The organism is Sphingobacterium paucimobilis HER1398, assembly GCF_000416985.1.
Classification (GTDB): domain Bacteria; phylum Bacteroidota; class Bacteroidia; order Sphingobacteriales; family Sphingobacteriaceae; genus Sphingobacterium; species Sphingobacterium paucimobilis.
This window is the reverse complement of the sequence record NZ_ATDL01000014.1, coordinates 77,074-101,335: the sequence shown is the minus strand read 5'-3', so window position 1 is coordinate 101,335 and position 24,262 is coordinate 77,074. Positions and strand designations below refer to the sequence as shown.

26 protein-coding genes, 1 other RNA gene and 1 riboswitch are annotated in these 24,262 nt (G+C 39.2%); of the genes, 16 read left to right on the top strand and 11 right to left on the bottom strand.

Features of this window, described 5'->3' with window-relative positions:
• Positions 1–9 precede the first annotated feature (9 nt).
• The gene (locus M472_RS31730; protein WP_021069925.1) at positions 10–1,485 is read left to right on the top strand and encodes a RagB/SusD family nutrient uptake outer membrane protein; all 1,476 of its coding nucleotides are present in this window, start codon (positions 10–12) and stop codon (positions 1,483–1,485) included.
• Positions 1,486–1,535: 50 nt separating this feature from the next.
• On the opposite strand, the gene M472_RS31725 is transcribed toward M472_RS31730, so the two are convergent.
• Together M472_RS31725 and M472_RS31720 are read right to left on the bottom strand one after the other, a co-directional pair.
• Positions 1,536–2,324 carry an SDR family NAD(P)-dependent oxidoreductase gene (locus M472_RS31725; protein ID WP_021069924.1) on the bottom strand — a complete coding sequence of 263 codons (789 nt, stop codon included), beginning with the start codon at positions 2,322–2,324 and terminating at the stop codon, positions 1,536–1,538.
• An 85-nt stretch (positions 2,325–2,409) separates the two neighbouring features.
• Positions 2,410–2,808 carry a hypothetical protein gene (locus M472_RS31720; RefSeq protein ID WP_021069923.1) on the bottom strand — a complete coding sequence of 133 codons (399 nt, stop codon included), beginning with the start codon at positions 2,806–2,808 and terminating at the stop codon, positions 2,410–2,412.
• Between the two features lie 187 nt (positions 2,809–2,995).
• Between M472_RS31720 and M472_RS31715 the strand changes: the two genes are divergently transcribed.
• Positions 2,996–3,376, top strand: a complete 381-nt coding sequence (locus tag M472_RS31715) for a hypothetical protein (RefSeq protein WP_021069922.1) — start codon at positions 2,996–2,998, stop codon at positions 3,374–3,376.
• 132 nt (positions 3,377–3,508) lie between these two features.
• On the opposite strand, the gene carA is transcribed toward M472_RS31715, so the two are convergent.
• From carA to holA, 4 genes are all read right to left on the bottom strand, one after another.
• On the bottom strand, positions 3,509–4,609 hold the full coding sequence (carA, locus tag M472_RS31710; RefSeq protein ID WP_021069921.1) for a glutamine-hydrolyzing carbamoyl-phosphate synthase small subunit: 1,101 nt from the start codon (positions 4,607–4,609) through the stop codon (positions 3,509–3,511).
• 274 nt (positions 4,610–4,883) lie between these two features.
• A complete protein-coding gene (locus tag M472_RS31705) occupies positions 4,884–5,087 on the bottom strand; it encodes a YwbE family protein (protein ID WP_021069920.1) in 204 nt (67 codons plus the stop codon).
• Positions 5,088–5,124: 37 nt separating this feature from the next.
• The gene (locus M472_RS31700; protein ID WP_021069919.1) at positions 5,125–5,688 is read right to left on the bottom strand and encodes a hypothetical protein; all 564 of its coding nucleotides are present in this window, start codon (positions 5,686–5,688) and stop codon (positions 5,125–5,127) included.
• Positions 5,689–5,698: 10 nt separating this feature from the next.
• Positions 5,699–6,709, bottom strand: coding sequence for a DNA polymerase III subunit delta (gene holA, locus M472_RS31695; protein ID WP_021069918.1), 1,011 nt, complete (start codon positions 6,707–6,709; stop codon positions 5,699–5,701).
• 569 nt (positions 6,710–7,278) lie between these two features.
• Here holA and M472_RS31690 point away from each other — a divergent pair.
• The 7 genes from M472_RS31690 to M472_RS45440 all read left to right on the top strand — a co-directional run bounded on the left by M472_RS31690 (position 7,279) and on the right by M472_RS45440 (position 14,202).
• Complete coding sequence (locus tag M472_RS31690) at positions 7,279–7,740, top strand: type I restriction enzyme HsdR N-terminal domain-containing protein (protein ID WP_021069917.1); 462 nt, start codon at positions 7,279–7,281, stop codon at positions 7,738–7,740.
• 69 nt (positions 7,741–7,809) lie between these two features.
• On the top strand, positions 7,810–8,508 hold the full coding sequence (clpP, locus tag M472_RS31685) for an ATP-dependent Clp endopeptidase proteolytic subunit ClpP (RefSeq protein ID WP_021069916.1): 699 nt from the start codon (positions 7,810–7,812) through the stop codon (positions 8,506–8,508).
• On the top strand, positions 8,509–9,759 hold the full coding sequence (clpX, locus tag M472_RS31680; protein ID WP_021069915.1) for an ATP-dependent Clp protease ATP-binding subunit ClpX: 1,251 nt from the start codon (positions 8,509–8,511) through the stop codon (positions 9,757–9,759).
• Between the two features lie 128 nt (positions 9,760–9,887).
• Entirely contained in the window at positions 9,888–10,703 is an 816-nt protein-coding gene (locus tag M472_RS31675) for an AMP nucleosidase (protein WP_021069914.1), read from the top strand.
• Positions 10,704–10,856: 153 nt separating this feature from the next.
• A riboswitch (SAM riboswitch) is annotated at positions 10,857–10,971 on the top strand.
• Positions 10,972–11,221: 250 nt separating this feature from the next.
• On the top strand, positions 11,222–12,529 hold the full coding sequence (locus tag M472_RS31670; protein ID WP_021069913.1) for an O-acetylhomoserine aminocarboxypropyltransferase/cysteine synthase family protein: 1,308 nt from the start codon (positions 11,222–11,224) through the stop codon (positions 12,527–12,529).
• 124 nt (positions 12,530–12,653) lie between these two features.
• Entirely contained in the window at positions 12,654–13,835 is a 1,182-nt protein-coding gene (locus M472_RS31665) for a homoserine dehydrogenase (protein WP_021069912.1), read from the top strand.
• A 190-nt stretch (positions 13,836–14,025) separates the two neighbouring features.
• Positions 14,026–14,202, top strand: a complete 177-nt coding sequence (locus M472_RS45440) for a hypothetical protein (RefSeq protein WP_021069911.1) — start codon at positions 14,026–14,028, stop codon at positions 14,200–14,202.
• 22 nt (positions 14,203–14,224) lie between these two features.
• Here M472_RS45440 and M472_RS31660 read toward each other — a convergent pair whose 3' ends face one another.
• Entirely contained in the window at positions 14,225–15,589 is a 1,365-nt protein-coding gene (locus M472_RS31660; RefSeq protein WP_021069910.1) for a sigma-54-dependent transcriptional regulator, read from the bottom strand.
• Positions 15,590–15,691: 102 nt separating this feature from the next.
• An RNA gene (rnpB, locus tag M472_RS44490) (RNase P RNA component class A) lies at positions 15,692–16,075 on the bottom strand.
• Positions 16,076–16,201: 126 nt separating this feature from the next.
• Here rnpB and M472_RS31655 point away from each other — a divergent pair.
• From M472_RS31655 to M472_RS31645, 3 genes are read left to right on the top strand one after another with little or no spacing between them, the layout of a single operon-like run.
• Positions 16,202–16,573, top strand: coding sequence for a MauE/DoxX family redox-associated membrane protein (locus tag M472_RS31655; RefSeq protein ID WP_021069909.1), 372 nt, complete (start codon positions 16,202–16,204; stop codon positions 16,571–16,573).
• A 49-nt stretch (positions 16,574–16,622) separates the two neighbouring features.
• Complete coding sequence (locus M472_RS31650) at positions 16,623–17,075, top strand: VOC family protein (protein ID WP_021069908.1); 453 nt, start codon at positions 16,623–16,625, stop codon at positions 17,073–17,075.
• Positions 17,076–17,083: 8 nt separating this feature from the next.
• Positions 17,084–17,602 carry an SRPBCC family protein gene (locus M472_RS31645; protein WP_021069907.1) on the top strand — a complete coding sequence of 173 codons (519 nt, stop codon included), beginning with the start codon at positions 17,084–17,086 and terminating at the stop codon, positions 17,600–17,602.
• 90 nt (positions 17,603–17,692) lie between these two features.
• On the opposite strand, the gene M472_RS31640 is transcribed toward M472_RS31645, so the two are convergent.
• A complete protein-coding gene (locus M472_RS31640) occupies positions 17,693–18,028 on the bottom strand; it encodes a HopJ type III effector protein (RefSeq protein ID WP_021069906.1) in 336 nt (111 codons plus the stop codon).
• Between the two features lie 133 nt (positions 18,029–18,161).
• Here M472_RS31640 and M472_RS31635 point away from each other — a divergent pair, with 133 nt between their 5' ends.
• A complete protein-coding gene (locus M472_RS31635) occupies positions 18,162–18,650 on the top strand; it encodes a copper resistance protein NlpE (RefSeq protein WP_021069905.1) in 489 nt (162 codons plus the stop codon).
• On the opposite strand, the gene M472_RS31630 is transcribed toward M472_RS31635, so the two are convergent.
• A complete protein-coding gene (locus M472_RS31630; protein WP_021069904.1) occupies positions 18,651–19,580 on the bottom strand; it encodes an endonuclease/exonuclease/phosphatase family protein in 930 nt (309 codons plus the stop codon). It lies immediately after the preceding gene.
• A 77-nt stretch (positions 19,581–19,657) separates the two neighbouring features.
• Positions 19,658–20,629, bottom strand: coding sequence for an exonuclease/endonuclease/phosphatase family protein (locus tag M472_RS31625; RefSeq protein WP_021069903.1), 972 nt, complete (start codon positions 20,627–20,629; stop codon positions 19,658–19,660).
• A gap of 198 nt (positions 20,630–20,827) precedes the next feature.
• Here M472_RS31625 and M472_RS31620 point away from each other — a divergent pair, with 198 nt between their 5' ends.
• Genes M472_RS31620 through M472_RS31610 form a run of 3 tightly spaced genes read left to right on the top strand, consistent with a single transcriptional unit; the run spans position 20,828 to position 24,208 of the window.
• Positions 20,828–22,003 carry a glycosyltransferase family 4 protein gene (locus M472_RS31620; RefSeq protein WP_021069902.1) on the top strand — a complete coding sequence of 392 codons (1,176 nt, stop codon included), beginning with the start codon at positions 20,828–20,830 and terminating at the stop codon, positions 22,001–22,003.
• Complete coding sequence (locus M472_RS31615) at positions 21,991–23,022, top strand: lysylphosphatidylglycerol synthase transmembrane domain-containing protein (protein ID WP_021069901.1); 1,032 nt, start codon at positions 21,991–21,993, stop codon at positions 23,020–23,022. The genes M472_RS31620 and M472_RS31615 overlap by 13 nt, the downstream gene beginning before the upstream one ends.
• Before the next feature lie 13 nt (positions 23,023–23,035).
• Positions 23,036–24,208 carry a glycosyltransferase family 4 protein gene (locus M472_RS31610; RefSeq protein ID WP_022829310.1) on the top strand — a complete coding sequence of 391 codons (1,173 nt, stop codon included), beginning with the start codon at positions 23,036–23,038 and terminating at the stop codon, positions 24,206–24,208.
• The last annotated feature ends 54 nt before the right edge of the window (positions 24,209–24,262 follow it).

Genomic DNA, 24,262 nt, shown 5'->3' with positions numbered 1-24,262 from the left:
TAGACAATCATGAAAAATATTATATTGGCATCCTGCATCTTTGCAACATGCACATTCACTTCATGTAATGGATTTCTCGACGTCGTTCCCACAAATTCTATCGATGCCAATCAATCCATTCAAACAGCAGCAGATGCTCAAGTAATCGTACGAGGATTAATGAGTAAAATGGCTAGTGGATCCTACTATGGACGTAACTTTCCCCTCTATGCTGATACAAAAGGAGGAGATATTACGATTACCTCTCAAGGCAGGGGCTATGACTACCTATATGTATTCAACCACTCCAAAAACACGAACAATTACTCCAGTATTTGGTCCCAAGGTTATCATTGTATTGCACAAATCAATGATCTATTAAGTGAAATCGAGAAATTAAAAGCTAATGGCTCAACAGAAAACTTTAACAGTTCTATTGGGCAAGCTCTAACTGCTAGAGCTATCATCTATTTTGACCTAGTTCGCTTATATGGAGAGCCTTATAGTAAAAACAAAACTGCCTTAGGTGTACCAATAACTCTTACCAGACTGACGATGCAAGATCAGTTAGGCAGAAATACGGTAGAAGAAAACTACACGCAGATACTCAAAGACCTAAAAGACTCAGAATCGTTATTGCCTAAAACCAAAACAGATGGATTCTTAAACTACTATGCAAACAAAGCCATACAAGCTAGAGCTTATCTCTACATGGAAGATTTCACTAACGCATTAACAGCTGCAGAATCGATTATCACGCCTAATGTCTACAAACTCTATGAGAATAGCGAATGGGTAAGCTCTTGGACTTCGGAATTTGGCAAAGAATCAATTTTCGAATTGGGGATCTATCCAAAAGAAGGAGATCTAGGCAACACTTCCCTTGGCGCTTACTACCGTCGAAGAGGTCATCCTAATACCACAATAGCGGCAGGTTATTTTACAGCTAGTACTGATTTTATTAATCTTTTGAACGAAGACAGTAATGATGTTAGAAAAGGCGTCATGTCCAACGATGAGACTTCGAATACTAGATTTGGTGCGTCGTATAAATATAGCGGAAGTACAACCCTAGCAGGTGATAAAAAGACTCCAAGCAATACGACAGCAGTAAATATTAAGGTAATTCGATTATCAGAAGTGTACCTTATAGCAGCAGAAGCGGCTTTACGTCATAACACCCCAGATCTAGTAAAGGCCTCTACTTATCTGAATGCAATCAGAAAGCGATCCCCCAATCTTACTCCAAGTGATCAGACTAGCATCACAATGGACATGATTGCCAACGAACGGTCAAAAGAACTCTTTACAGAAGGGCACCGCTTCTTTGATATGATGCGTTGGAATAAATCGATTACTTTTGATGATGGCCTTGGCAACATTTCAACAATCCATAGAGATAAAACCATAGATAGAACATTCTATAAAACACTCTTACCTATTCCTCTAGGCGAAGTGGATGCCAACACAGTAATCCAAAGTCAACAAAACCCCGGCTACAATTAATCAATACTAGAAACGGGACGATAGCTATATCGTCCCGTTTCTAGTATATGCTAAAATAGAGTCTTAGCAATTCCCCCGTCTAGGGGAATAGCGGCTCCAGTCAAAAAACCAGCATACTCTGAAGCTAGAAATGCTGCCAGATATCCATATTCTTTCGGATCACCTAACCTATTAACGGGTACAGATGCAATTCGCTGCTTCTTTACATCAGCCAGATTGATACCAGCTGATTTAGCCTGATTGTCCATTAAGCTATTCAACCGTTCGGTATCAAAGTAACCCGTCATAATCGAGTTTACGGTAACCCCATCCACTGCCACTGCATTAGATAGGCTCTTACTCCAAGACACCAAAGCTGTTCGCATCGTATTAGATAGCACCAAGCTATCCTGCGGCTCCTTAACAGTCATCGACGATACATTGATGATACGCCCAAATCCCTGCGATTGCATATGAGGCAAAGCCAAACGGCTCGTAAATACAGCGTTCTGAAACAACAGTTCAAAAGCTTGTTGATAATCCGTTTCTTCCTTATGCAATACGTCTCCTGCTTGAGGCCCGTTGGTATTATTCACCAAGATATCTACCTCGTGATTCTCAAAATAATGGACTATGTTAAGCTTATGAGATTCATAATCGTTAAAATCGGTGATCAGATACCGATGTTGTTGTCCCCAGGAAGAATCCAGCTCATCCAATACCACTTTCAACTTATCTTCAGAGCGAGCCATTAAGGTAACATCTGCCCCACATTTTGCAAGTTGTAATGCTATAGCACGTCCTATTCCTGACGAACTACCTCCGACCAAGGCTTTCTTGCCTTTTAATATTATTTCCATATGCACAGCTTAAAACCTAAAAATACAGATGCTATTCGATAAATTCGTTATCAAACTACTAAAATATCCCCAATTTAAAATCCGATCAATCCTTTCTTGGATACCCTTCCTCGTCAAGATCATCCCGAAAATCTTCTTCGTCCTTTGATATCTCCTTATCCAGCTTAGATAACTTAAAATTTTTCTTACCTGTAATTCGCATACCAGATCTTTCCAAATCTTCCTGTTTCAAATTATCCAAATTGGCATACTCCGATCCTACAAACGGGTTGGAAACATCATAGGTAGACAAATCCTCTTCCGCACCTTGGCTAAGGGTGTCATAATCTGCCGGATGATCCCAGTCGGGATCATTATCATCGACGTCAAACCGATAACTCCCCTTCTCTTCATCATATGTCAAATCATTGACCTCCAAACCATCTTCCTGATCGTCATCCTCAAAAAAATCATTTTCAGGATCGACATAATTATTGAATAGCATGATAACCTCCTTTTTCGCTTGTTAAAAAGACTCCATAATTCTAATTAATAAACAGCTTTTCGTTGAAAATGGTTTTCTACAAAAATTGAAATATTCTCTTTACTGAGAGGCAGATCCCCTTTTTACGCTTTGAAATACAGTACGTTTTTTTTATATTTACATAACCACCTTATAAACGATTACAGTTATGCAGACGAAAACAGAATTTTTGATCTGGGATAAAATAGTCAATAGTGCAAAAAAACGATTTGACTACGACCTTTATGCCAATAAATTCAAGAACCAAGATCCTGACATTTTTGATAAGCTAGTCTTACACATTATAGTTGGTTTTGCCAGTGGCGAATGTCATGAGACCATCTCGACCAATCTACACAATGAACTCCAACATGTAGGCGTAGAAATAAGAGATCAGATTATCGATACTATCGTACAAGACAAGCATATTGTATTCAGTGGAGAAATATATGCGGCATACCTCACCTTTTCTATGTTAGAGGATGGACACAGCGAGATTGAGATCTTAGGATATGTCACCGATTTATTGGAAAGTCCTAAAGTATATTAAACATCGTTTCTCAGATACAGATATTCTGAATATACCTAATCGTGGCTGGTACAAGCACGTTGACCTATAAAAAAAAGTATTCTAACACGACAGTATACGCATAAAAAAGGCTCAGAAAACTGAGCCTTTTTTTTAACCTTTTATCATACTGATGAAATCATCAAATAAATAACGAGAATCGTGAGGTCCTGGAGAAGACTCCGGATGGTACTGCACTGAAAAAGCTTTTTTACCTTTAACACGAATTCCTTCGATAGAATTGTCATTCAAATTGATATGTGTCACCTCGACTATGTCCGAGTTCTCAATATCTTCACGCACTACACCGAATCCATGATTCTGTGACGTAATCTCGCATTTGTCGGCAATAATGTTTTTCACAGGATGGTTGATACCGCGATGGCCGTTAAACATTTTTTCAGTACGGATACCGTTAGCTAGCGCTAAAATCTGATGTCCCAGACAGATACCAAACATAGGCTTGTCTGCTGCAAGAATCTCTTGAACTGTCGTGATCGCGTATTGCATAGCCGAAGGGTCACCAGGACCATTGGAAATAAAATACCCATCAGCACCCCAAGCTTCCATCTCCTCAAAACTGGTTTTCGCAGGAAACACTTTGGCATAAACCTGTCTTGCGTCAAAATTACGCAGGATATTTTTCTTTATACCTAAATCCAAAACAGCAATACGTGTACTCGCCGTATCATCACCATAGAAATAAGGCTCCTTCGTGGTTACTAAGGAAGACAATTCCAGACCAGCCATCGAAGGCACTTCTGCCAAAGTAGCTTTCAACGATGCTTCGTCTAAGTTCTCTGAAGAGATGATGGCATTCATAGCACCCTTATCGCGTATATGACGTACTAAAGAACGCGTATCAATATCAGAAATACCAACCAGATTTTGAGCCTCAAAATAACTCTGTATAGACTCATCTGCCATTTTACGGCTGTAATTGATATTATAGTTTTTACAAACCAGTCCCGCAATTTGATTCTTATTCGATTCGGCATCATCCTCATCAATACCATAATTACCAATATGAGAATTGGTGGTCACCATAATCTGTCCATAATACGACGGATCAGTGAATATTTCTTGATATCCTGTGGTACCGGTATTGAAACAAATTTCTCCAGTAGTTGTACCAATTTTTCCTGCGGCTTTGCCGTGAAAAACTGTTCCATCTTCTAAAACTAAAATTGCGGGTAATTTACTGTAGCTGGTCATTTTCTATATTAAGTACTAAATAATTTCAAATCTAGAAGGAGCTGTAATCTCTGTCCTACATGTTAGCTGATGCTTTGACTATTTGAAAACTCGATTCCCAATTTTTGGACATAAAAAAAGCCCAAATGGGCTATACGTATCAAACTTGTGATATTTCAATGTAAACATTGAACACATTGTCCTCGGAAATCAAATTAAAAACATCAATTTTCACGAGGGACAAAGGTAGAAAGAAAAGTAATAAGTCAAAAATAAAAATAAAAAAAATATTACCTTAATCCTCCTCCAAAATCTCTTGTACACGTCCTATCTGTCCATCATCCAACCGGACTTTAATGCCTCGGTGGTGAAATGAAGCAGAAGTCAACAGGTCTTTGACTATCCCCTCTGTAAGAATACCTGTACGCTGATCCTTCTTTAGCACAATATTCACCAACATACCTGGCTTGATATCCGCTCTTGTTTTTCCGTCCTTCATGGTTACAAATATATTAAAAAGTAAAACTGTAAAGAAGTTACTTCAACATCAACCCCACAGAAATATTAAGATGTTGATGTCTAAAATCATTGCCAACGATATTTTTAGTGAGCTGTTGGTAACCGTAGCTCGCGGAGACTGTCCAATCCGTTTTCCCTGGAGCCTCATGCAGATAGAAGATACCGCTTTTGAACACAAAACCACGATCATACTGTGGGCTTATCTTAGGAGCGTATCCCCCATTGACTAGTACTCCCAGCCGCCCATCTTCCCCTAGCCCTGCAAAAGGAACTCTCCCATCGACAAAGATGGGAAATAGGTTCTGATCGTAATTAAATTTCTTATCCAAATCCTGCCCCCCTTCCTTCGTTGCTTTATAACTTCCTTTTAGACGTTCGTTCCCCAACCCTAAACCAAGATAAGCTTTATCATCAAAGTTCCTACCAAAAACAAAATGCAAGGAGTAACCGTTAAATGCCCCCTTATATCCAGGGTTTGCAAGGCCTAAGTTACCCCCTCCTTGAATTAAGGTATACAAAGACTGCGCTTGTAAAGGCATATAAAAAGCAGCAGACAAAATCAACAATAGAAATTTCTTCATTATATTACCGTTAATTTAAAATCTTGAACAGCATCTCACGCATCAAATCTCCATCGCTTGTATTAGGCCCAGCATTCAGCCCTTTCGACTTGAGGTCATATTCCCGTAGTATAGAAAGTACATCAAACAGTTTACGTCTGTTAAAATTACGAGCAGCCATATCATATTCTTTCGTGAAAAATGGGTGCACACCGAGTTCCTTGGCCACAATAGCGGAAGATTTATCGGGTAGATAATGATACTTCAACAACTTCGTAAAATAACCGGCCAGCGAGCCAATCACGACCACAAAGGGGTTGGACTTAGGATTTGACGCGAAATAATCGACTATCTGAACCGCTTTTAAAACATCCCGTTTACCTAATGCCGAATTGAGTTCAAACACATTAAAATCCTTACTTATACCAATGTTCTGTTCGACATCCTGAACGGATATTTCACGATCTTTGGGTACATTGAGCACCAGTTTCTGTACTTCATTAGCTATTTTCGAAAGATCAGTGCCCAAATAGTCGGCCATAAGCGCTGCCGCTTGCGGATGCACTTTCTGACCATTCCTTTGCAACTCTTCCATAATCCAAGGAGCTACTTTATTATCGTAGAGTTTCTCCGATTCAAAAGCAACACCTTTCTTTTCAAGAGCTTTATAGAGCTTGGTTCTTTTATCGAACTTGCCATGCTTGAAAGCAAACACAAGAATCGTAGTAGGTGTTGGCTGTTCCACATACTTCATCAGGAAATCGTCATCCCCTTTCCATTTTAACCCTTGTGCTTCTTTAACGATGATCACCTGATAATCGCTCAACATAGGATACCGCTTAGCAGCACTGACTATAGTCGAAAAATCAGTATCCTTCCCATACAGAATGGTTTGATCAAAGCCCTTCTGGCTATCGTCCAGAACACTATTCTCAATACGATCACTAATCAAGTCAATATAATAAGATTCTTCACCATGTAATAAATACAGGGGTTTGAACTTACGCTGTTTGATATCAGTTAAAATGGATTGTGCACTCATGTCTTTGCGAAAATACATAATATAGAGGAATATCTGCGCAGTGAATACGATTGTCTATTGAAATAGAAGGTTTATTATCGATATCTTTTTGTCGCTCAAGCCGCGACTGGCTCCTCCTTTTGTCTTGCCAAAAGGAGGTAAAAGCGCGTCACTGCGCCGGCTTGCCACAACGGATCACCATTACTACAATTGGCAACCCGCCAAGGTGACATTTTTCTGATAGGGAAGGAAATTGCGAACAATTATTGTAAAGTATACAAAACGGCCTTAGCTTATTTGGCCGTGAAAGTAGGTATGGTGTATACCGATTCTTATCAGATTGCAATATCTCCAGCAGCCCCTAGTCTTTGAGAGGGGATAGCGTGAAGGAGACCTTGGGCTGCGCTTACACCATAGCGTCACTGGAGCAACAAATAAGATACAGCCTTGATTTTTGTCAAACTTTTGATCAAGCAAAAGTTTGTTGCCCTGCACGGCAATGAGTGCTCAAATTACTCCTTCATTTAAAACACATAAATCTCTTATTAACGCCAATTTTGCTTTGCCATCAAAAAATCGTAAATTTGCCTATGTTTAAGCCAGTACAATTAAACTTACCCCCTTTTCCCTTAAAGCTGACGCGTGTTCAAGATAAAGTTTACGTTTTTGATATACTGAGGAAGAAGAACCTATTGCTAACACCAGAAGAATGGGTCCGGCAACATTGGGTACATTTTTTGCACTTGCATAAGAAATATCCAAAATCCCTGATGAATATAGAAGGAGGTCTCATCGTTAATGAACTGCAAAAAAGAAGCGATCTGGTCATATTTAACAATCAAGGAGAAAAGATATTGTTAGCTGAGTTCAAAGCCCCTGGTGTGAAGATAACACAGGCGACTTTCGAACAGATCGGCAGTTATAACAGTAAGCACAAGATTCCACTTTTATTGGTAAGCAACGGATTGCAACATTATTTCTGTAAGGTCAACTTTGAAAACAACAGCGTGGATTTTATTTCAGACTTACCAATTTACAATAAGGAGACATAAATATTATTTGTATTTGAGAAAAACGAATTATATTAGTCTAATATTTTTAAAATAGTAACATCATACAAAATGAATATAGATAAAAACGAATTCAGAAAATACGCGATAAAACATCACCGCATTGGCTCACAGCACGTAGATGGCTTTATTTCACGCGTAGAAACACAAATGCCAACAAACTTGACCCCCTACATTGTGGAGGAGCGTCAGTTAAACGTTGCGCAGATGGATGTATTCTCTAGATTGATGATGGACCGTATTATCTTTTTGGGAGATGGCGTCAACGACCAAGTAGCAAATATCATTCAAGCACAATTATTATTTTTACAGTCTACTGATGCACAGCGAGACATACAGATATACATCAATTCGCCTGGCGGAAGTGTATATGCCGGTCTAGGTATCTACGACACGATGCAGTATATCTCTCCAGACGTAGCCACGATTTGTACAGGTATGGCTGCTTCTATGGGTGCAGTATTGTTAGTTGCTGGGGCTAAAGGAAAACGTGCCGCCCTGAAGCACTCTAGAGTAATGATCCACCAACCTTCTGGAGGCGCACAAGGAGTAGCAGCGGATATGGAGATCAATCTTAGAGAGATGTTAAAGCTTAAAGAAGAATTGTACACTATAATAGCAGAACATTCCGGACAATCCTATGAATGGGTAGAAAAATCTTCAGACCGTGACTATTGGATGAAAGCAGCAGAAGCGAAAGAATTTGGAATGATTGATGAGGTCTTAGCACCTAGAAAAGAAAGTAAATAAATGAGCAAGAACAACAGCAAAGATATCCACTGTTCATTTTGTGGGATCAGCAAAAACGAAGCCTTGATGCTGATTGCTGGGGATGGAGCACATATCTGTGATCGCTGTGTGACACAAGCAGGCGAGATTTTAACAGAAGAGTTGAATCAACGGAAAAACAAGTCGTTGCAAACAACACTGAAACTCATCCGCCCGATAGAAATCAAACAGCATTTGGATCAGTATGTCATTGGACAGGATGAAGCTAAAAAAGTAATCTCGGTAGCCGTATACAATCATTATAAAAGATTGAACCAAAAAACAAGCGCTGATGAGACTGAAATCGAAAAATCCAACTTGATTATCGTTGGAGAAACCGGTACAGGAAAGACTTTGTTGGCCAAGACAGTAGCAAAGATACTTAACGTCCCTTTTTCTATCGTCGATGCAACAGTATTGACTGAGGCTGGCTACGTAGGTGAAGATGTGGAAAGCATACTTACACGTTTGCTCCAAGCAGCTGACTACGATGTTGCTTCTGCGGAAAGAGGAATTATATACATCGATGAGATCGATAAAGTAGCCCGCAAAAGTGACAACCCATCCATAACCAGAGATGTTTCTGGAGAAGGTGTACAACAGGCACTTTTGAAGATCCTAGAAGGAACCAATGTCAACGTACCACCTCAAGGAGGGCGTAAACACCCGGATCAAAAGATGATCACCGTAAACACGAGCAATATCCTATTTATCTGTGGTGGTGCATTTGATGGTATACAGAAAAAAATAGCCAACCGTCTGAGAACGCAGACCGTAGGCTATAAAATGATGGAGGATGAAGAAGACATCGACCTTAACAACCTCTATAAATATATCACACCACAAGATTTAAAGAGTTTCGGTCTCATTCCCGAATTAATAGGAAGATTACCTGTATTAACGCATTTAAACCCTTTGGATAAGGAAACACTCTTAAGTATCCTTACCGAACCCAAAAATGCATTGATTAAACAGTATGTCAAACTATTTGAATATGAAGGCGTAGAACTCAAGTTTGACAAAGAAGTCTATGAATTCATTGTTGATAAGGCATGGGAATTCAAATTGGGGGCACGGGGGCTGCGAAGTATCTGTGAGGCTATTATGCTGGATGCCATGTTTGAAATACCAACCACAAAAGAAGAGCGTGAGGAAACAAGCTTACATATAACACTCGATTACGCAAAAAAGAAATTTGCAAAATCAGATATTAAGAAGTTAAAAGTAGCCTAAGCAAACAAATCCCTCACCCATCCGGTGGGGGATTGTTATTTAGGATAAAAAAATAAATATGAAATAAATGCGAAGCATTCATGAGTTCTAGCGAGAAAACAATTAAATGCACGAATAATTATACACATATGAAAAAAACGAAATCTATCGAGACCCCAATTACACCAGGACTCAAATCTAAAGAAGACATTGTCTCCAACTGGTTACCGCGTTATACTGGAAAACCTCTAGAAGAATTCGGAGAGTATATTCTCCTAACCAATTTCTCCAAGTATGTTACCATGTTCTCTGCTATGCATGAGGACGCTCCTATTTATGGACAAGACAAAGCCATGCAAGCTTGTACCGCCAACGGCATAACCATCATCAATTTCGGAATGGGAAGCCCAATGGCCGCTACAGTAATGGATCTATTGTCCGCTATCCAGCCCAAGGCAGTCCTTTTCCTAGGAAAGACTGGAGGGCTCAAAAAGAAAATCGCCGTGGGCGAACTTATCCTCCCGATAGCGGCCATACGTGGAGAAGGTACTTCCAACGACTACTTCCCACCTGAGGTTCCATCCATGCCCGCCTTTGCGCTGCAAAAAGCAATATCAACTACCATCAGGGATCACGCTAGAGATTACTGGACAGGAACTGTATACACGACCAATAGACGGGTGTGGGAACACGACAAAGCGTTTAAGAAGTATCTAAAAACTATCCGAGCAATGGCAGTAGATATGGAAACCGCGACCATATTCAGTGTGGGCTTTGCCAATAAAATCCCTACCGGCGCATTATTGCTCGTATCGGATCAACCCATGGTACCTGAGGGTGTAAAAACTATAGAAAGCGACCTGGCTGTCACAGAAAAATTTGTTGAAACACACCTGAACATCGGAATTGATGCTTTAAAACAACTCATTAATAACGGACTTACCGTAAAACACCTTAAATTCTAATTTATAAAACAGGAACAAAGTCATATACCAGAAAGGAGAAAGCTCTATATTTTAATAACTTCTTAAAATTCATTGCATATTTAAAAATATCTCTTATATTTGCGATGCACTTAGACAGTAGTGCATCTAATCAACGCCTTATCTATAGGTCTTGATTTATAAAGAAGTGGCGAGAGACTGGCTCTATGACCCACTGGCAACCTTCAAAAGGTATTTGAAAAGGTGCCAATTCCTGTCCAAAGAAATAAATTTTTGGAGCATATAAATGAAATAAGACTATGACATTAAATTTCACACAGCAATTAAAAATTGTTGCGGATAGTTTAACTAACCGCAAGACCTACTCCTGTACAGCTATTTATAGTTGTATATCCACACGAATGCGCTAGTCGTCAGTCCCTTTCCCCGCCGATACCCTAAGGGTAACAGGCAAATGACAGGCACATCCAACGACGACCAACACCCCAATTCTTTTTACTTCTTACTATAAATTCAAACACATCTTAATAAAACACAAAATGGCTGACAATAAAAATTTAAACTTCGAAACATTACAAGTACATGCAGGACAAGAAGTTGACCCTACAACTGGATCCCGTGCATTACCTATATACCAAACTTCATCTTTTGTTTTTGAAAATGCAGAACATGGAGCCAATCTTTTTGCGCTAAAGCAATTCGGAAATATCTATACCCGTATCATGAACCCTACTACTGATGTGTTCGAGAAACGTATCGCAGCATTAGAAGGTGGTGTAGCAGCAGTTGCAGTAGCTTCTGGACAGGCTGCACAGTTTATCGCACTGACGAATATATTAGAAGCTGGTGACAACTTTGTATCAGGTGCGAACCTTTACGGAGGGAGTTATAATCAGTTTAAAGTATCCTTCAAAAGATTAGGTATCGAAGCTAGGTTCGCTGCAGATAGTGAAGCAGAAAATATCGAGAAGCTAATCGATGATAAAACAAAAGCGATATATGTCGAAACAATTGGCAACCCAAGCTACAACATTCCTGATTTTGAGAAAATAGCTGCCGTTGCAAGAAAATATGATTTACCTCTTATTGTGGACAATACTTTTGGAGCTGGTGGTTATCTGTTCAAACCTATTGAGCACGGTGCGAATGTTGTTGTAGAATCAGCTACCAAATGGATTGGCGGGCATGGCACAAGTATTGGTGGGGTAATCATTGACGGAGGAAACTACAACTGGGGTAATGGAAAATTCAAGCAGTTCTCTGAACCATCCGAAGGTTACCATGGACTTGTGTTTTCAGATGTATTTGGCGTTAACGGTCCATTCGGAAACATTCAGTTCGCCATAAGAGCTCGTGTAGAAGGTTTACGTGACTTTGGCCCTGCCTTATCACCTTTCAACTCATTCTTATTAGTACAAGGCCTAGAAACGCTTTCTTTAAGAGTACAGCGTCACGTAGACAACACCCAAGAAATTGCACAATGGCTAGAAGCACACCCACAAGTGGAGTCCGTGAGCTATCCAGGATTAAAAAGTCATCCTCACCATGCTTTGGCACAAAAATATCTTAAAAATGGATACGGTGCCGTACTCTCATTCATTATTAAAGGTGATGCGAAAAAAGCAGACGAATTTATCGATTCACTGGAATTAATAAGCCACTTAGCTAATGTTGGTGATGCCAAAACATTGATCATCCACCCTTCAGCAACGACACACCAACAGTTGAGCGAAGAAGCACAGCGCGCAGCTGGAGTCTATGCGGGATCACTCCGTCTATCTGTCGGAATCGAACATATCGACGATATCAAAGCAGACTTGCAACAAGCTTTTGAAAAAATTAAATAACAAATATTAACCCACAGATACGAAGGCAATTTGGAAAACATTCAAATTGCCTATCGTATTTAATCAGGTATTAAGATTACTGTAATACCGAATAACAAAAAGTTAAAGCAACATTAAGAACGAAATGAGTAAAAAGCTTACTATTGGCATGTTCGGATTTGGCGTTGTAGGCCAAGGACTATACGACATCATCAAAACAAAAAAACTCAACCTAGAGATTAAAAAATTTGTTATCAAGAATGCAGGCAAAGCACGCAGCCTGCCCGCAGAACTCTTTTCCACAGACGCTAATGACATCTTAAACGATCCTCATATCAATACAGTTGTAGAGTTGATCGACGATGCGGATGCCGCCTTCGAAATAACAAAAAAAGCGTTATCTTCAGGCAAGAACGTAGTGTCCGCCAATAAGAAAATGATTGCAACTCATCTTCAAGAGTTGACTTCTATACAACAACAGTATGGAACCTCACTGTTATATGAAGGCGCAGTGTGTGGCAGTATTCCCATCATCAGAAATTTAGAAGAGTATTATGACAACGAGTTACTACATTCGGTAAGCGGTATATTCAACGGTTCATCCAACTATATTCTGTCAAAAATATTCAACGAGAACCAGACTTATGATACTGCACTAAAAAAAGCACAAGAACTAGGTTTTGCCGAGACAGATCCGACATTAGATGTAGGCGGATATGATCCAAAATTCAAACTGGCAATCGTTGCTTCGCATGCCTATGGCTTATTTGTTGATCCAGACACTATCCTAAATCTAGGTATAGACAAATTGAACGATACCGACATTCGATATGCAAAAGAAAAGAATCTCAAAATAAAATTGATTCCACTGGCCAAAGAAGTAAGCAATAGCGAGGTCGTACTATATGTGCTGCCTAAGTTTGTATCTAAAGACAGTATCCTGTTTAATGTCGAAAACGAAAACAATGGGGTTTTGGTTAAAGCAGCATTTGCAGACGAGCAGTTTTTCTATGGTAAAGGTGCCGGAGGCCACCCAACAGGATCAGCTGTTCTTTCCGACATCACCGCACTACGATATGACTATCGTTATGAATATAAAAAACACCTGGATGCTCAGGAATTAACATATACGACCAATGTGGACATCAAAGTTTATTTCCGGTATACAGATGAAAACGTATTAGAAAATATAGCATTCAAGAATATTACAGAAAGATTTTATGGCGAAGACCACAAATATGTCATTGGCTATCTTAATCTACAGGAAATTATCGATAAACGGGAACTAATTAACCAACCTGGTTATTTCCTCGCAGAAATAGCCTAATATATTAACTCAAGCAATGAACAAAAGGTATCGCTATTCTAGTTGATACCTTTTTTATTTTAGTCACAGGCAAGTCTCCATACAAAAGTTAAAACGCCACACTGTTAAAAACTAGTTAAAAATCTAAATACCAGTTGCTTTTATCAAATAAATTCAGTAAGTTTAATGGTTAACGATTTATTTTTGTATTATGAGAAAATGGCATAGTGTATTCTTCCTAATGTTGCTTTCTAACATGGGGTGGGCGCAGACAGGAAGTGGTTCAGAACAGACATCCCCTACTGTATTTATGATTATTGGTCTAGTACTTTTGTTTGTTGTAGTCTTCATGCTCTACAATAAACAAAAGAGAAGGTATAATGATTAAAAAAAGGGCATATGCCCTTTTTTTATACAATATTATATTTCTTTGCCTGCTCTCTTAGTCGTTCTTCCGACACCCCTACTGCTCTAGCTGTTTTTTCCACATCACCATTATTTTTATTCAGCTTGTGTGATAGAAATTTATCCTCTGCAAAAGTTAAGAAATCTTCAAGGTTGTCCATTCGATCCAAATCGATCATCGAAGTTACGCCACCAAGACCGTGATGGGTGGACACCGAAGGATTAGCAAACGAATTCACTTCCTTATCCGTAATCTTACGATCACTCAGAATGATCAAACGCTCGACCATATTACGTAACTCCCGAATATTTCCAGTCCACGGAAGAGCTTGTAATGCCTTCATAGCCTCGGTTGTTATCTCTTTAGTAGGGATATTATAGTCTGCGCATATCTCCTCACAAAATGCCGTCGCCAATGTGGGTATATCATCCCTACGTTCTGCCAGAGAGGGAACATGAATCAAGATAACACTCAGTCGATGATACAAATCCATTCGAAAGTTACCAGCATCAATTTCCTTCAACAAGTCTTTATTAGTAGCTGCTACCACACGTACATCCACAGAAATCTCTTTCTCCCCTCCCACACGTGTTATCTTATTCTCTTGTAATGCACGTAGTACCTTCGCCTGCGCAGAAAGACTCATATCTCCAATTTCATCCAGAAACAATGTACCTCCACTAGCTTGTTCAAATTTACCTATACGTTGCTTTACAGCAGAGGTAAACGACCCCTTCTCGTGACCAAACAATTCGGACTCAATAAGTTCCGAAGGAATAGCTGCACAATTGACTTCAACTAAAGCGGCCGAGGCCCGATTTGACTTTTCATGCAACCACCGCGCTACCAATTCCTTACCGGATCCATTAGCTCCCGTTATCAGTACCCGAGCTTCCGTAGGTGCTACCTTATCTATACTGTCTTTGATCAGCGAAATACCATCTGAAGCACCCAAGATCTCCTTTGTTTTGGAAACCTTTCTCTTTAGCACTTTGGTTTCCTTAACCAAGGAGCCTTTTTCAAGGGCATTACGAACAGTGATTAAAAGACGATTTAAATCTAACGGTTTTTCTAAAAAGTCGTACGCTCCTTTACGGGCCGCTTCTACCGCCGTCTCTATTGTACCATGGCCAGAAATCATGATAAATGGAGTATCCGAAAACTCTTTAGCTGCAGTCAGAACCTCCATCCCATCCATTTTATTCATCTTGATATCACACAGGGTCAAATCAATCTTCTCCTTTTTTAGAAGCTCCAAACCATCTACACCGTTATCTACATCAAGAACTTTATAATCCTCATATTCCAATATATCACGCAGCGAACTACGGATAGGACGTTCATCATCAATTATTAAAATTGTAGCCATATTCACATTTGAATTAATGTCGAACAAAATAAGAAAAAACTTTTAGGATTCCAATGAGAGACAAGCAGGCATCAATTTCGTCTCTAATCTTCGAAAAACAAAAAAGAAGCAAACCTTGTAAGCCGGGTTCTGTTCCCGACGTATCGGGATTCTATCATTTATCTAGCCCTACAATCACTCATAGGATCCATCAACCTACCCATTGCGGTTCCCGACAAGTCGGAAGAAGACGAGCAGCCTTCGGTTCCCGCAACCTATTTGGTTTTTCAACACACGAGGTTTACCGTAATGCATGTCACCATACAAGACCGTGAGCTCTTACCTCACGTTTTCACCCTTATCCCGATTAATCGGGACGGTTTATTTTCTGTGGCACTTTCTGTCTCCGACAAGTCGGAGCCTTCCCGTTAGGAAGCGTGTCGCTCTATGTTGCCCGGACTTTCCTCTCTTCCGATAAATCGAAACAGCGATAGAACCAGTTTGCTTCAGCTGCAAAAGTAAGATATTTTTTAGAGACAAATAATTTTAAATTTTTAAAACTTATCTTATGTCAAGTTGTTTCTTCTATCCCTATAATAACTTTGAAGAATAAATTATAAACGATAAAATGCCATGAAGGTTCTAAAGCTCATTATTTGTTCTCTGTTCGGATTGATGTTCATCAATGCCGGACTTAATAAATTCTTCATGTACCTACCGGTCCCCGAAATGTCAGCAGAACTCCGTCAAGTCAATGAGGCTTTTGCCACTATAAAATGGCTGATGCCCTTGATAGCAACAGTAGAAATAATTGCCGGATTATTGTTTATCATTCCTAAAACCAGGGCATTGGCTGCAATCATGATTTTGCCTGTAATGGTCGGTATCCTCCTTCAACATCTCATATATGCTCCAGAAGGATTATTGATGGCTATCATACTCTTACTGATCAACAGTTGGATAATTATTGAGAACAAAAAAAGATATTTACCCCTTATTTCTTAACATTAGACAAAAGTAAACGATCAATAACATCAAATAAAACAAAAACACTATGGCAAAGATCCACGCTTACTTAAATTTTAATGGCAATTGCGAAGACGCATTTGCTTTTTACAAAACCGTCTTCCATACAGACCTTATCGGAACCTATCGCTTTGGCGATATGCCAGCAGACCCTAACTATCCCCTTAACGATGGAGATAAAAGAAAAATCATGCATACTGCGCTGATGATCAATGCCGACAGTATGCTCATGGGATCAGACTGTATCGAAAACTTTGGACATAAAGCAACCCCTGGAACCAATACCTATATCATGCTCGATGTAGAATCTGCAGAAGAAGCTCAAAAACTATATGATGCACTAGTTGTCAATGCCCAAAATATAGAAATGCCTTTAGGCGAACAGTTTTTCGCTGAACTCTACGCATCTTTCACTGATCAGTTTGGTATTGCATGGATGATCCATTATGAAGGAAAAAATCAAATGATGAACCAACAATAAAGTAACAAATGAAGTTTATTAAATACTTTCTATTTACAGTACTGGGATTAATTGCCATTATTCTACTCGTTGCTGCTATACTCCCTAAAAACTTTCATGCTGGCAGTACAATAGTTATCAACAAACCTTCAACCGAAGTATTTGACTATATAAAGCAAATAAAGAAGCAAGGAACCTATGATAGTTGGTCACAACAAGACCCTCAAATACAAAAGGAATATAGTGGCACTGACGGCACTGTTGGCTTTACCTATACATGGAAAAGTAAAAAAGTGGGAGACGGAAAGCAGGTCATTACGAAAATAGAAGAAGGTAAACGAGTAGATATGGATCTTTTCTTTAATGGATCAGACCAAGCCAATAAGTCCTTTATACAAGTCGATTCCCTATCCCCAAATCAAAGTGAGGTGCATTGGGAAATTAATGGGAAGATGCCCTACCCTTTTAACCTGATGTCTATCTTTTACGACATGAGCAAAGACTTTGATAAAGGTCTCGCAACCCTAAAAACAATTCTGGAAAAATAATTACATTACTAAATCACACTACTCTAGAGGCCGTCTCTAACGCACATAATATCGTGCGGAGATGACCTCTATATTACTATATTAGCGAAGTTATTTTTCAAGAAGGACGTCACCTTCAAAAGATACAGCAGACCATCCATATCTTATAAACTGTCGAATATTCTGATGGTCTGTCCCTGAAGGGCTATTCAATACAGACACATAATATTCACCAAATAGACGTAAGGTATCTTCTTTACTCAGTCCATGTAAATATCCCAAAAACAGTACTCTTGCACTTCCTTGATTCTCATCCTTGCCATTCTCGATAGCTCCATTTTTAAAAGCAGTAGGTATATAGGTGTACTCGCGTTCCACTAAATCCAGCACATCGCTAAATTGAAACACTTCTGCCTGTAAAAGTGTCCTTAATTCTGATTCCTTCATACGGGCAAAGATAAACTGGTATTTAATTTATTCACAAACTATTGGGGTATCTTTAGTAACTTTTACAAAAAGTTAAAACAAAAGATAACAGAAAAGGTTTCTTATTATAATAACATATAAAACATATTCAGACATGAACAAAACAATTTCTACCATCGCACTATGTTCTATTCTAGTACTAGCAGCTTGTAATTCAAACAACACTAAAAATTCAAACGGTACGGCCGATTCAAACAAACAGAATACCCTAGATACGAATGCGCTGAACCCAAATCATCCAGATTATATTGGGGATGCCCACAATTCTAAAAACTCAGTTGATTGGATGGGAACCTATAAAGGAACCACTCCTTGTGCTGACTGCCCAGGAATAGAAACAACAATCAAAATCTACAAGGACGAAACTTTCTCCTACAAAGCTCTTTACCAAGACCGCAACTTAACAGTAGCAGATACTGGAAAATTCGAGTGGTTTGACAAGGATGGCTCCATACAACTAAAAGGAAAAGACATGGACATCAAATATAAGGTTGGCGAAAATATACTTATACAATTAGACACTGAAGGAAAAGAAATAACAGGAGCACTAGCGGATAAGTATATCTTGCACAAAGACCAATAGTTATTGATCAAACTTATATTCCCATTTTAAATTCACTAAAACAGCTAAGTGATCCGACAAAGGTTGATTGATTTCATTACGAAATATCTTCCTCTCGATATCATACAAGATAGGCGTGAATTTAAAATGGGGATTATTCCGATATAGAATTTTGTCTAGACTTTCTGCTTTATTGGTCAATGATAACATATCCTTCGCTATAAAAAAGGGATCAACAGCAGGAATTTCATTTCTATTCTCCAATTCTACCCAGACATCTTTCAATTGAGTTCTTCGACGGAAGTCAGACATACTATCCAAACCATTTGAATAGTGCGCATTAAAATCCCCCATTACCAACAACGGTCGTTCCAAAGAATGGTCATGAATATACTGCGCCAATTGATCCAAGTTTCGGCTCCTAGCCCGAGCCGAACGGACAGTATCATGAGCGTTAGCATGAAGGTTGTATACATCTATAGTAATAGACTTAGATAATTGTACACGAATATAACTAAATCCTTTAGGAGTCAGACAATCTGCTCCATGACAGGCCTTCCACGGTATACGACGGTATTCTAATATCGGAAAATTAGATAACGTACTTAACCCATCACCAAAAGGCACCTTTCCTTTATGCAGCGTTCTATAGGGATGCAGGGATTTTGCAAAAAGAGAACGATTATAATTAAAGTCCTCCTGTATATTTGCGATATCATAACTGTTAAGAAGTTCACCGATAATTTCCATACTCCTTCTCCTTGGTGTAGAGGCACTGGAAAGACGTTGAGGAAGCCCAGCAACATTGTAAGTCAATACACGAAGGTTTCCTTCTTGTCGATATTCCATATCGATCGAATTCAGCACCTCCGATATAAATACACCTCTGCCTCTTCTAAAAAATAGAATAAAGAGGACGATCAGAATGAATAAAAACAGGATATACAACATTTCGAGAACAGGTAAAGTTATTCAAAAAAGCTATAAATTAGGTATACCTTTACAAATTTCTTCAACCGTTCAAGCCACTATTTGACACGCTGCCAAGATAGCGTCAAAGAAATGGCACAATGATCGGAGAGCGGCTGCCCCGATTCATTTTGAAAAAGCTCCTGCTCCACCCGATAACCTGTAGGGTTCAACAATAGATTATCGTTATTTCTAAAAAATATCTTATCAATACTCTCACAGTCATCGGTAACACTCAATGCGGGTTTTGCCTTAAAATCTTTGACCACCTCAGGGAAAGCACCTTCATTCTGCAGAAGCACCCAACTATCAATCACACCTACCCGCTCTTGAAAAGCCTTTATCCACTCTCGTTCAAAAGCATAATGCGCATTAAAATCGCCCATCAATAATACAGCCTGACACATAGAATGCTCTTCGATATACGATGCCAATTGTCGCAAGTTACCCTTTCTAGCCTGAGTAGCAGCAACATCATCTTGGGCAGTCGCATGTACATTGTATACATCCAAAAATACATCTTTTGCCAGTTGAACCCTTGCATAAGAAAATCCTTTAGGAGTAAGACAGTCTGCACCACGACAATCATTCCAAGCCACACGTTCAAACGCAATAATAGGATACGTTGACAAGGTAGTCAAACCATCACCAAATGGTACCCCTCCCATATTGGGAGTCCGGTAAGGATGTCGGTTGTCCTGATACAAAAATTTGTTATAATTGAAATCCTCTTGGATATTCACCAGGTCAAAACTATTGATCTTTTGTCCAATAGAAACAATGCTTGCCTCCCGTGGCGTACTCGCACTAGAAATCCACTCTGGTAATCCTGCTATATTATAAGTCAAGACATCAATTTCACCAGAAGACATTTCTGGAAGCGAAAAAAGAACAGGCTCAAAACCACGTTGTACCGTCCCCTTACTTCTAAATGCCAGAAGCAAACATGCTATACCACATACAATGGATAAAATTAAAACCCTTATGTTCCATTGCTTCTTATTTCTTTCGTAAGACAAATACAATAACATATCTATTTAATCTGATCTCCTACAAAATTACCACCATATTATAAACACAGATTCACCTTTACATTAACAATATATCGTCTACTGATTTACAAATCATTAACACACAACACTTCCCTTACAAACAGATTACATAATCTTAACCTCTACTTATCATCCACGTTACGTCCTTCCTATATATTTACGGATAAACGATATAAAATGAGGAGAGTCGCCTTTTTTACCGAAATATTGATCGCAGATTTTGACGGAGCTTCGCGCACCATGTTCCAATTGATAGAAAGAATTGACAGCACATTATTTGACTATCTGTTCATTTACGGAAATGGACCAGAACAGTTCCGGAATTTCAAATCCTATAAAGTTCCGACATTTAGAATACCAGTCAATGAAGACTACAGTCTTGCAATTCCACATCTTATAAAAGCAAAATTAGAGACCGCACTGGACAACTTCGGCCCTGAAGTCATCCATATAGCTACCCCCTCTCTTCTCGGCTTTTTCGCACTGAACTACGCTCAGAAAAGAGGAATCCCGGTATTGACCATATACCACACTCATTTTATCTCCTATATTGATTATTACTTCAGAAATCTTACATCGTTGGTAAAACCCACACAACATTGGATAAAGAAGGTCATGCTCAATTTCTACAACCGCTGTGGAGTGACCTATGTACCCACACAATCTATTGCTGATGAGCTATCAACAATAGGGATTGACTCCGAAAGAATCCAAATTTGGCCTAGAGGCATAGATTGTCAACTCTTCACACCAGTAAAACGAGACAATGATTACATCCAACAGATAACAGGCAATTCCAAACCTAACATTCTCTTTGCAAGCCGATTGGTGTGGGAAAAGAACATAAAAACCTTGATCGCAATTTACCATACATTAGCTCAGGAGAGCTTAGACTATAACTTAATCATTGTAGGTGAAGGCACTGCCAAAGCAGTTGCAATGCAGGAAATGCCTAAAGCTTTCTTTCTAGGCAAGAAAAATCATGAACAGCTCTCCAGGCTATACGCATCGGCCGATGCATTTGTCTTTACGTCAACCTCCGAAACCTATGGCAATGTCGTGATAGAAGCGATGGCTTCTGGACTGCCCTGTGTAATTGCCAACGGCGGAGGATCAGCTTCATTAGTCAACCACGGTGTATCCGGATTCAGATGTAATCCTCAAAATGCACTAGAGTATGTATCCTTTCTAAAAAACATAATTGAAGACAACATTCTTAGTTTAAAATTCAAGAAAGAAGGGCTTCGTTTCGTATCTCAATTAGATTGGAATAAACTGGCCAACCAATATTTTCTTGATATACAACAACTCGCTTTACAAAAGAACAGAACAGGTTTAGCATGGGCAAACTAACTCTATGGCGTAAATTCGCCAACGGTTTTATACTATGTATTGCAATAATATCCATAGCTGTGTTCATTGCAAATACAGACTTTATCGCTTTAAAAAACCAACTAAAACAGGTCGGTTTCAAATTCACCTATATTTTATTATTGACGTTTACAGCCTATTTTTTGGGAACTTTAGGTTGGTGGCTATGTTTAGGACAGGATAGAAAAAATATATCGTTGTTTCGATTATTTGCCTTTCGACAGATTGGCGAAACATTAGCGCTTTATAATCCAACCAGTATCATAGCAGGCGACCTACTGAAAGTCCAACTTCTAAAGCCCTATCAGATTAACCAAGAGACAGCCCTAAAATCCGTAACATCCTCTAGAATAACGGCTACATTATCTCAGATTTCCTTATTTACCATTGCCATGATCTGGCTATTATCCAATACAATCCGTAAGACGGTATCTCAAGAACTAACATGGATAATTACGTGTACAATTGTCGTACTTCTCTTATTAAAGACAGCATTATTTATCGCTTTATATCGACCGACAGGTCCTTCACCTATACAGGACAAAAGTTCTCTATGGAGGCATACAAAAACCACACTGAATATCACATTTTATAACTGTAAGGTTTTTTTCCAGCACGACAAAAAGAACTTCTGGTATTCTTATCTGTTTTTTGCATTTCATTGGATTGTGGGCAGCATGGAACTCTATCTGCTCCTTCTTTTTATGGGGTACTCCATACAACCGATGGATAGTTTGGTACTCGATATGTCCATTATTGTTATAAAAAGTATAGGAGCCGCTATCCCCGGACAAATAGGTATCGAAGAATTTGCGAACAAGATTACCCTAGATATGATTGGTATAAAAAGTGCGACAATATGGATTTCTATCTCTATACTTCGCCGGTTCAGACAGGTAATATGGAGCCTTATTGGTGTTCTATTATCGGTGTTCTTTAAAGTCTACCCGAGTCAGTTGAAACCAGAACAACTTCAAACATCCCCCACCAGCAGCTATTAAAATTCGATATAGAATGCAGCAGTCAACCGATATAGAAATACTATTTGTAAGCCATAAGTCACCTCCTGCCACCGGCGGAATGGAAAAGCAAAGCCACGAATTGATCAATGGGGTAGCCCTTTACCTAAAAACACATACCATCGTCTATAATCATCAAGAGTCGCTCCTAACATTCTTTCTAAAACTAAATGCGCGTATCTTGAAAGTGATCAAGGCGAATCCACAGATCAAGCTTATACACTTCAATGATGGCTTGATCGCGGCCATCGCTTCTTATCACAAAGGGTATGAGCAGATCAAAAAAACTGCTACAATACACGGTCTTGACATCGTATACCCCTTAGCCTATTTTCAAAAGAAAATCATCCCTCGCTTTAATACCTTTGATCGTATTTTTGCAGTAAGTGACGCCACTGCTCAAGCCGCTTGTGATCGTGGAATTAAGGCAGAAAAGATTCAAGTCATAGTCAATGGCGTAGACTCCACTGAGCATCGAGTCAAAAAAAAAATAGCTGACATCAGTCACAAGTATCCCGATATACAGTTAGACAAAAAAATATTCGTCACCCTAGGTCGTCCCGTAAAGCGCAAGGGATTTTCTTGGCTCTTGCAACATGTCATCCCTTACTTAGGTACGGATTTTCAGTTGTTAATGCTAGGCCCTTACAGTACAAAAAAGACTTTAACAGATCTATTAATCAAACTCCTTCCCTCAAAGCTAAAGACAATGATCATGTTATTTTTGGGATACCCATCCGATCAAACCACACTCCGAAAAATACTGCCACTCTACTATCCTAAAGCTATTCATTTGGGAAAAGTACCTTTCGAAGACCTACAGATAATTCTCAATGAGTCCCTTGCCTTCTTGATGCCCAACATCGCTATTACTGGAGATATGGAAGGCTTTGGGTTAGTCTGCCTAGAAGCATCTACGGCAGGATCATTGGTTATTGCATCTGCACTAGAGGGAATAAATAGTGCCGTACAGCACAAAAAAAATGGCATACTAGTTCCTGCAGAAAACAGGCATGCTTGGGTCAATGTCCTGACAGAAGTTTTAGAAAATCCAGAGCATTACCAACAACAGGCAAAAATTTATGCCGAATATACACGCACAACTTACAGCTGGGACATAATGGCCCGTACCTACGGCAATGCTTTTCTAGAGATAGCCAGTAAATAAGCTCCAGGGCACAGTTATTGCATATCACCATATAGTTACGCAAAAGGACTTTCC

Excerpts from the sequence above, each read along its gene's own strand:
- clpP (WP_021069916.1), top strand. The coding sequence starts at position 7,810 with ATGAATATAGATAAAAACGAATTCAGAAAATACGCGATAAAACATCAC.
- M472_RS31620 (WP_021069902.1), top strand. The coding sequence starts at position 20,828 with ATGAGGAGAGTCGCCTTTTTTACCGAAATATTGATCGCAGATTTTGAC.
- M472_RS31725 (WP_021069924.1), bottom strand. The coding sequence starts at position 2,324 with ATGGAAATAATATTAAAAGGCAAGAAAGCCTTGGTCGGAGGTAGTTCG.
- carA (WP_021069921.1), bottom strand. The coding sequence starts at position 4,609 with ATGACCAGCTACAGTAAATTACCCGCAATTTTAGTTTTAGAAGATGGA.
- M472_RS31705 (WP_021069920.1), bottom strand. The coding sequence starts at position 5,087 with ATGAAGGACGGAAAAACAAGAGCGGATATCAAGCCAGGTATGTTGGTG.
- M472_RS31730 (WP_021069925.1), top strand. The coding sequence starts at position 10 with ATGAAAAATATTATATTGGCATCCTGCATCTTTGCAACATGCACATTC.
- M472_RS45440 (WP_021069911.1), top strand. The coding sequence starts at position 14,026 with ATGAGAAAATGGCATAGTGTATTCTTCCTAATGTTGCTTTCTAACATG.
- M472_RS31655 (WP_021069909.1), top strand. The coding sequence starts at position 16,202 with ATGAAGGTTCTAAAGCTCATTATTTGTTCTCTGTTCGGATTGATGTTC.
- holA (WP_021069918.1), bottom strand. The coding sequence starts at position 6,709 with ATGAGTGCACAATCCATTTTAACTGATATCAAACAGCGTAAGTTCAAA.
- M472_RS31650 (WP_021069908.1), top strand. The coding sequence starts at position 16,623 with ATGGCAAAGATCCACGCTTACTTAAATTTTAATGGCAATTGCGAAGAC.
- M472_RS31635 (WP_021069905.1), top strand. The coding sequence starts at position 18,162 with ATGAACAAAACAATTTCTACCATCGCACTATGTTCTATTCTAGTACTA.
- M472_RS31615 (WP_021069901.1), top strand. The coding sequence starts at position 21,991 with ATGGGCAAACTAACTCTATGGCGTAAATTCGCCAACGGTTTTATACTA.
- M472_RS31625 (WP_021069903.1), bottom strand. The coding sequence starts at position 20,629 with ATGTTATTGTATTTGTCTTACGAAAGAAATAAGAAGCAATGGAACATA.
- M472_RS31660 (WP_021069910.1), bottom strand. The coding sequence starts at position 15,589 with ATGGCTACAATTTTAATAATTGATGATGAACGTCCTATCCGTAGTTCG.
- M472_RS31690 (WP_021069917.1), top strand. The coding sequence starts at position 7,279 with ATGTTTAAGCCAGTACAATTAAACTTACCCCCTTTTCCCTTAAAGCTG.
- M472_RS31670 (WP_021069913.1), top strand. The coding sequence starts at position 11,222 with ATGGCTGACAATAAAAATTTAAACTTCGAAACATTACAAGTACATGCA.
- clpX (WP_021069915.1), top strand. The coding sequence starts at position 8,509 with ATGAGCAAGAACAACAGCAAAGATATCCACTGTTCATTTTGTGGGATC.
- M472_RS31630 (WP_021069904.1), bottom strand. The coding sequence starts at position 19,580 with ATGTTGTATATCCTGTTTTTATTCATTCTGATCGTCCTCTTTATTCTA.
- M472_RS31720 (WP_021069923.1), bottom strand. The coding sequence starts at position 2,808 with ATGCTATTCAATAATTATGTCGATCCTGAAAATGATTTTTTTGAGGAT.
- M472_RS31645 (WP_021069907.1), top strand. The coding sequence starts at position 17,084 with ATGAAGTTTATTAAATACTTTCTATTTACAGTACTGGGATTAATTGCC.
- M472_RS31640 (WP_021069906.1), bottom strand. The coding sequence starts at position 18,028 with ATGAAGGAATCAGAATTAAGGACACTTTTACAGGCAGAAGTGTTTCAA.
- M472_RS31665 (WP_021069912.1), top strand. The coding sequence starts at position 12,654 with ATGAGTAAAAAGCTTACTATTGGCATGTTCGGATTTGGCGTTGTAGGC.
- M472_RS31610 (WP_022829310.1), top strand. The coding sequence starts at position 23,036 with ATGCAGCAGTCAACCGATATAGAAATACTATTTGTAAGCCATAAGTCA.
- M472_RS31700 (WP_021069919.1), bottom strand. The coding sequence starts at position 5,688 with ATGAAGAAATTTCTATTGTTGATTTTGTCTGCTGCTTTTTATATGCCT.
- M472_RS31675 (WP_021069914.1), top strand. The coding sequence starts at position 9,888 with ATGAAAAAAACGAAATCTATCGAGACCCCAATTACACCAGGACTCAAA.
- M472_RS31715 (WP_021069922.1), top strand. The coding sequence starts at position 2,996 with ATGCAGACGAAAACAGAATTTTTGATCTGGGATAAAATAGTCAATAGT.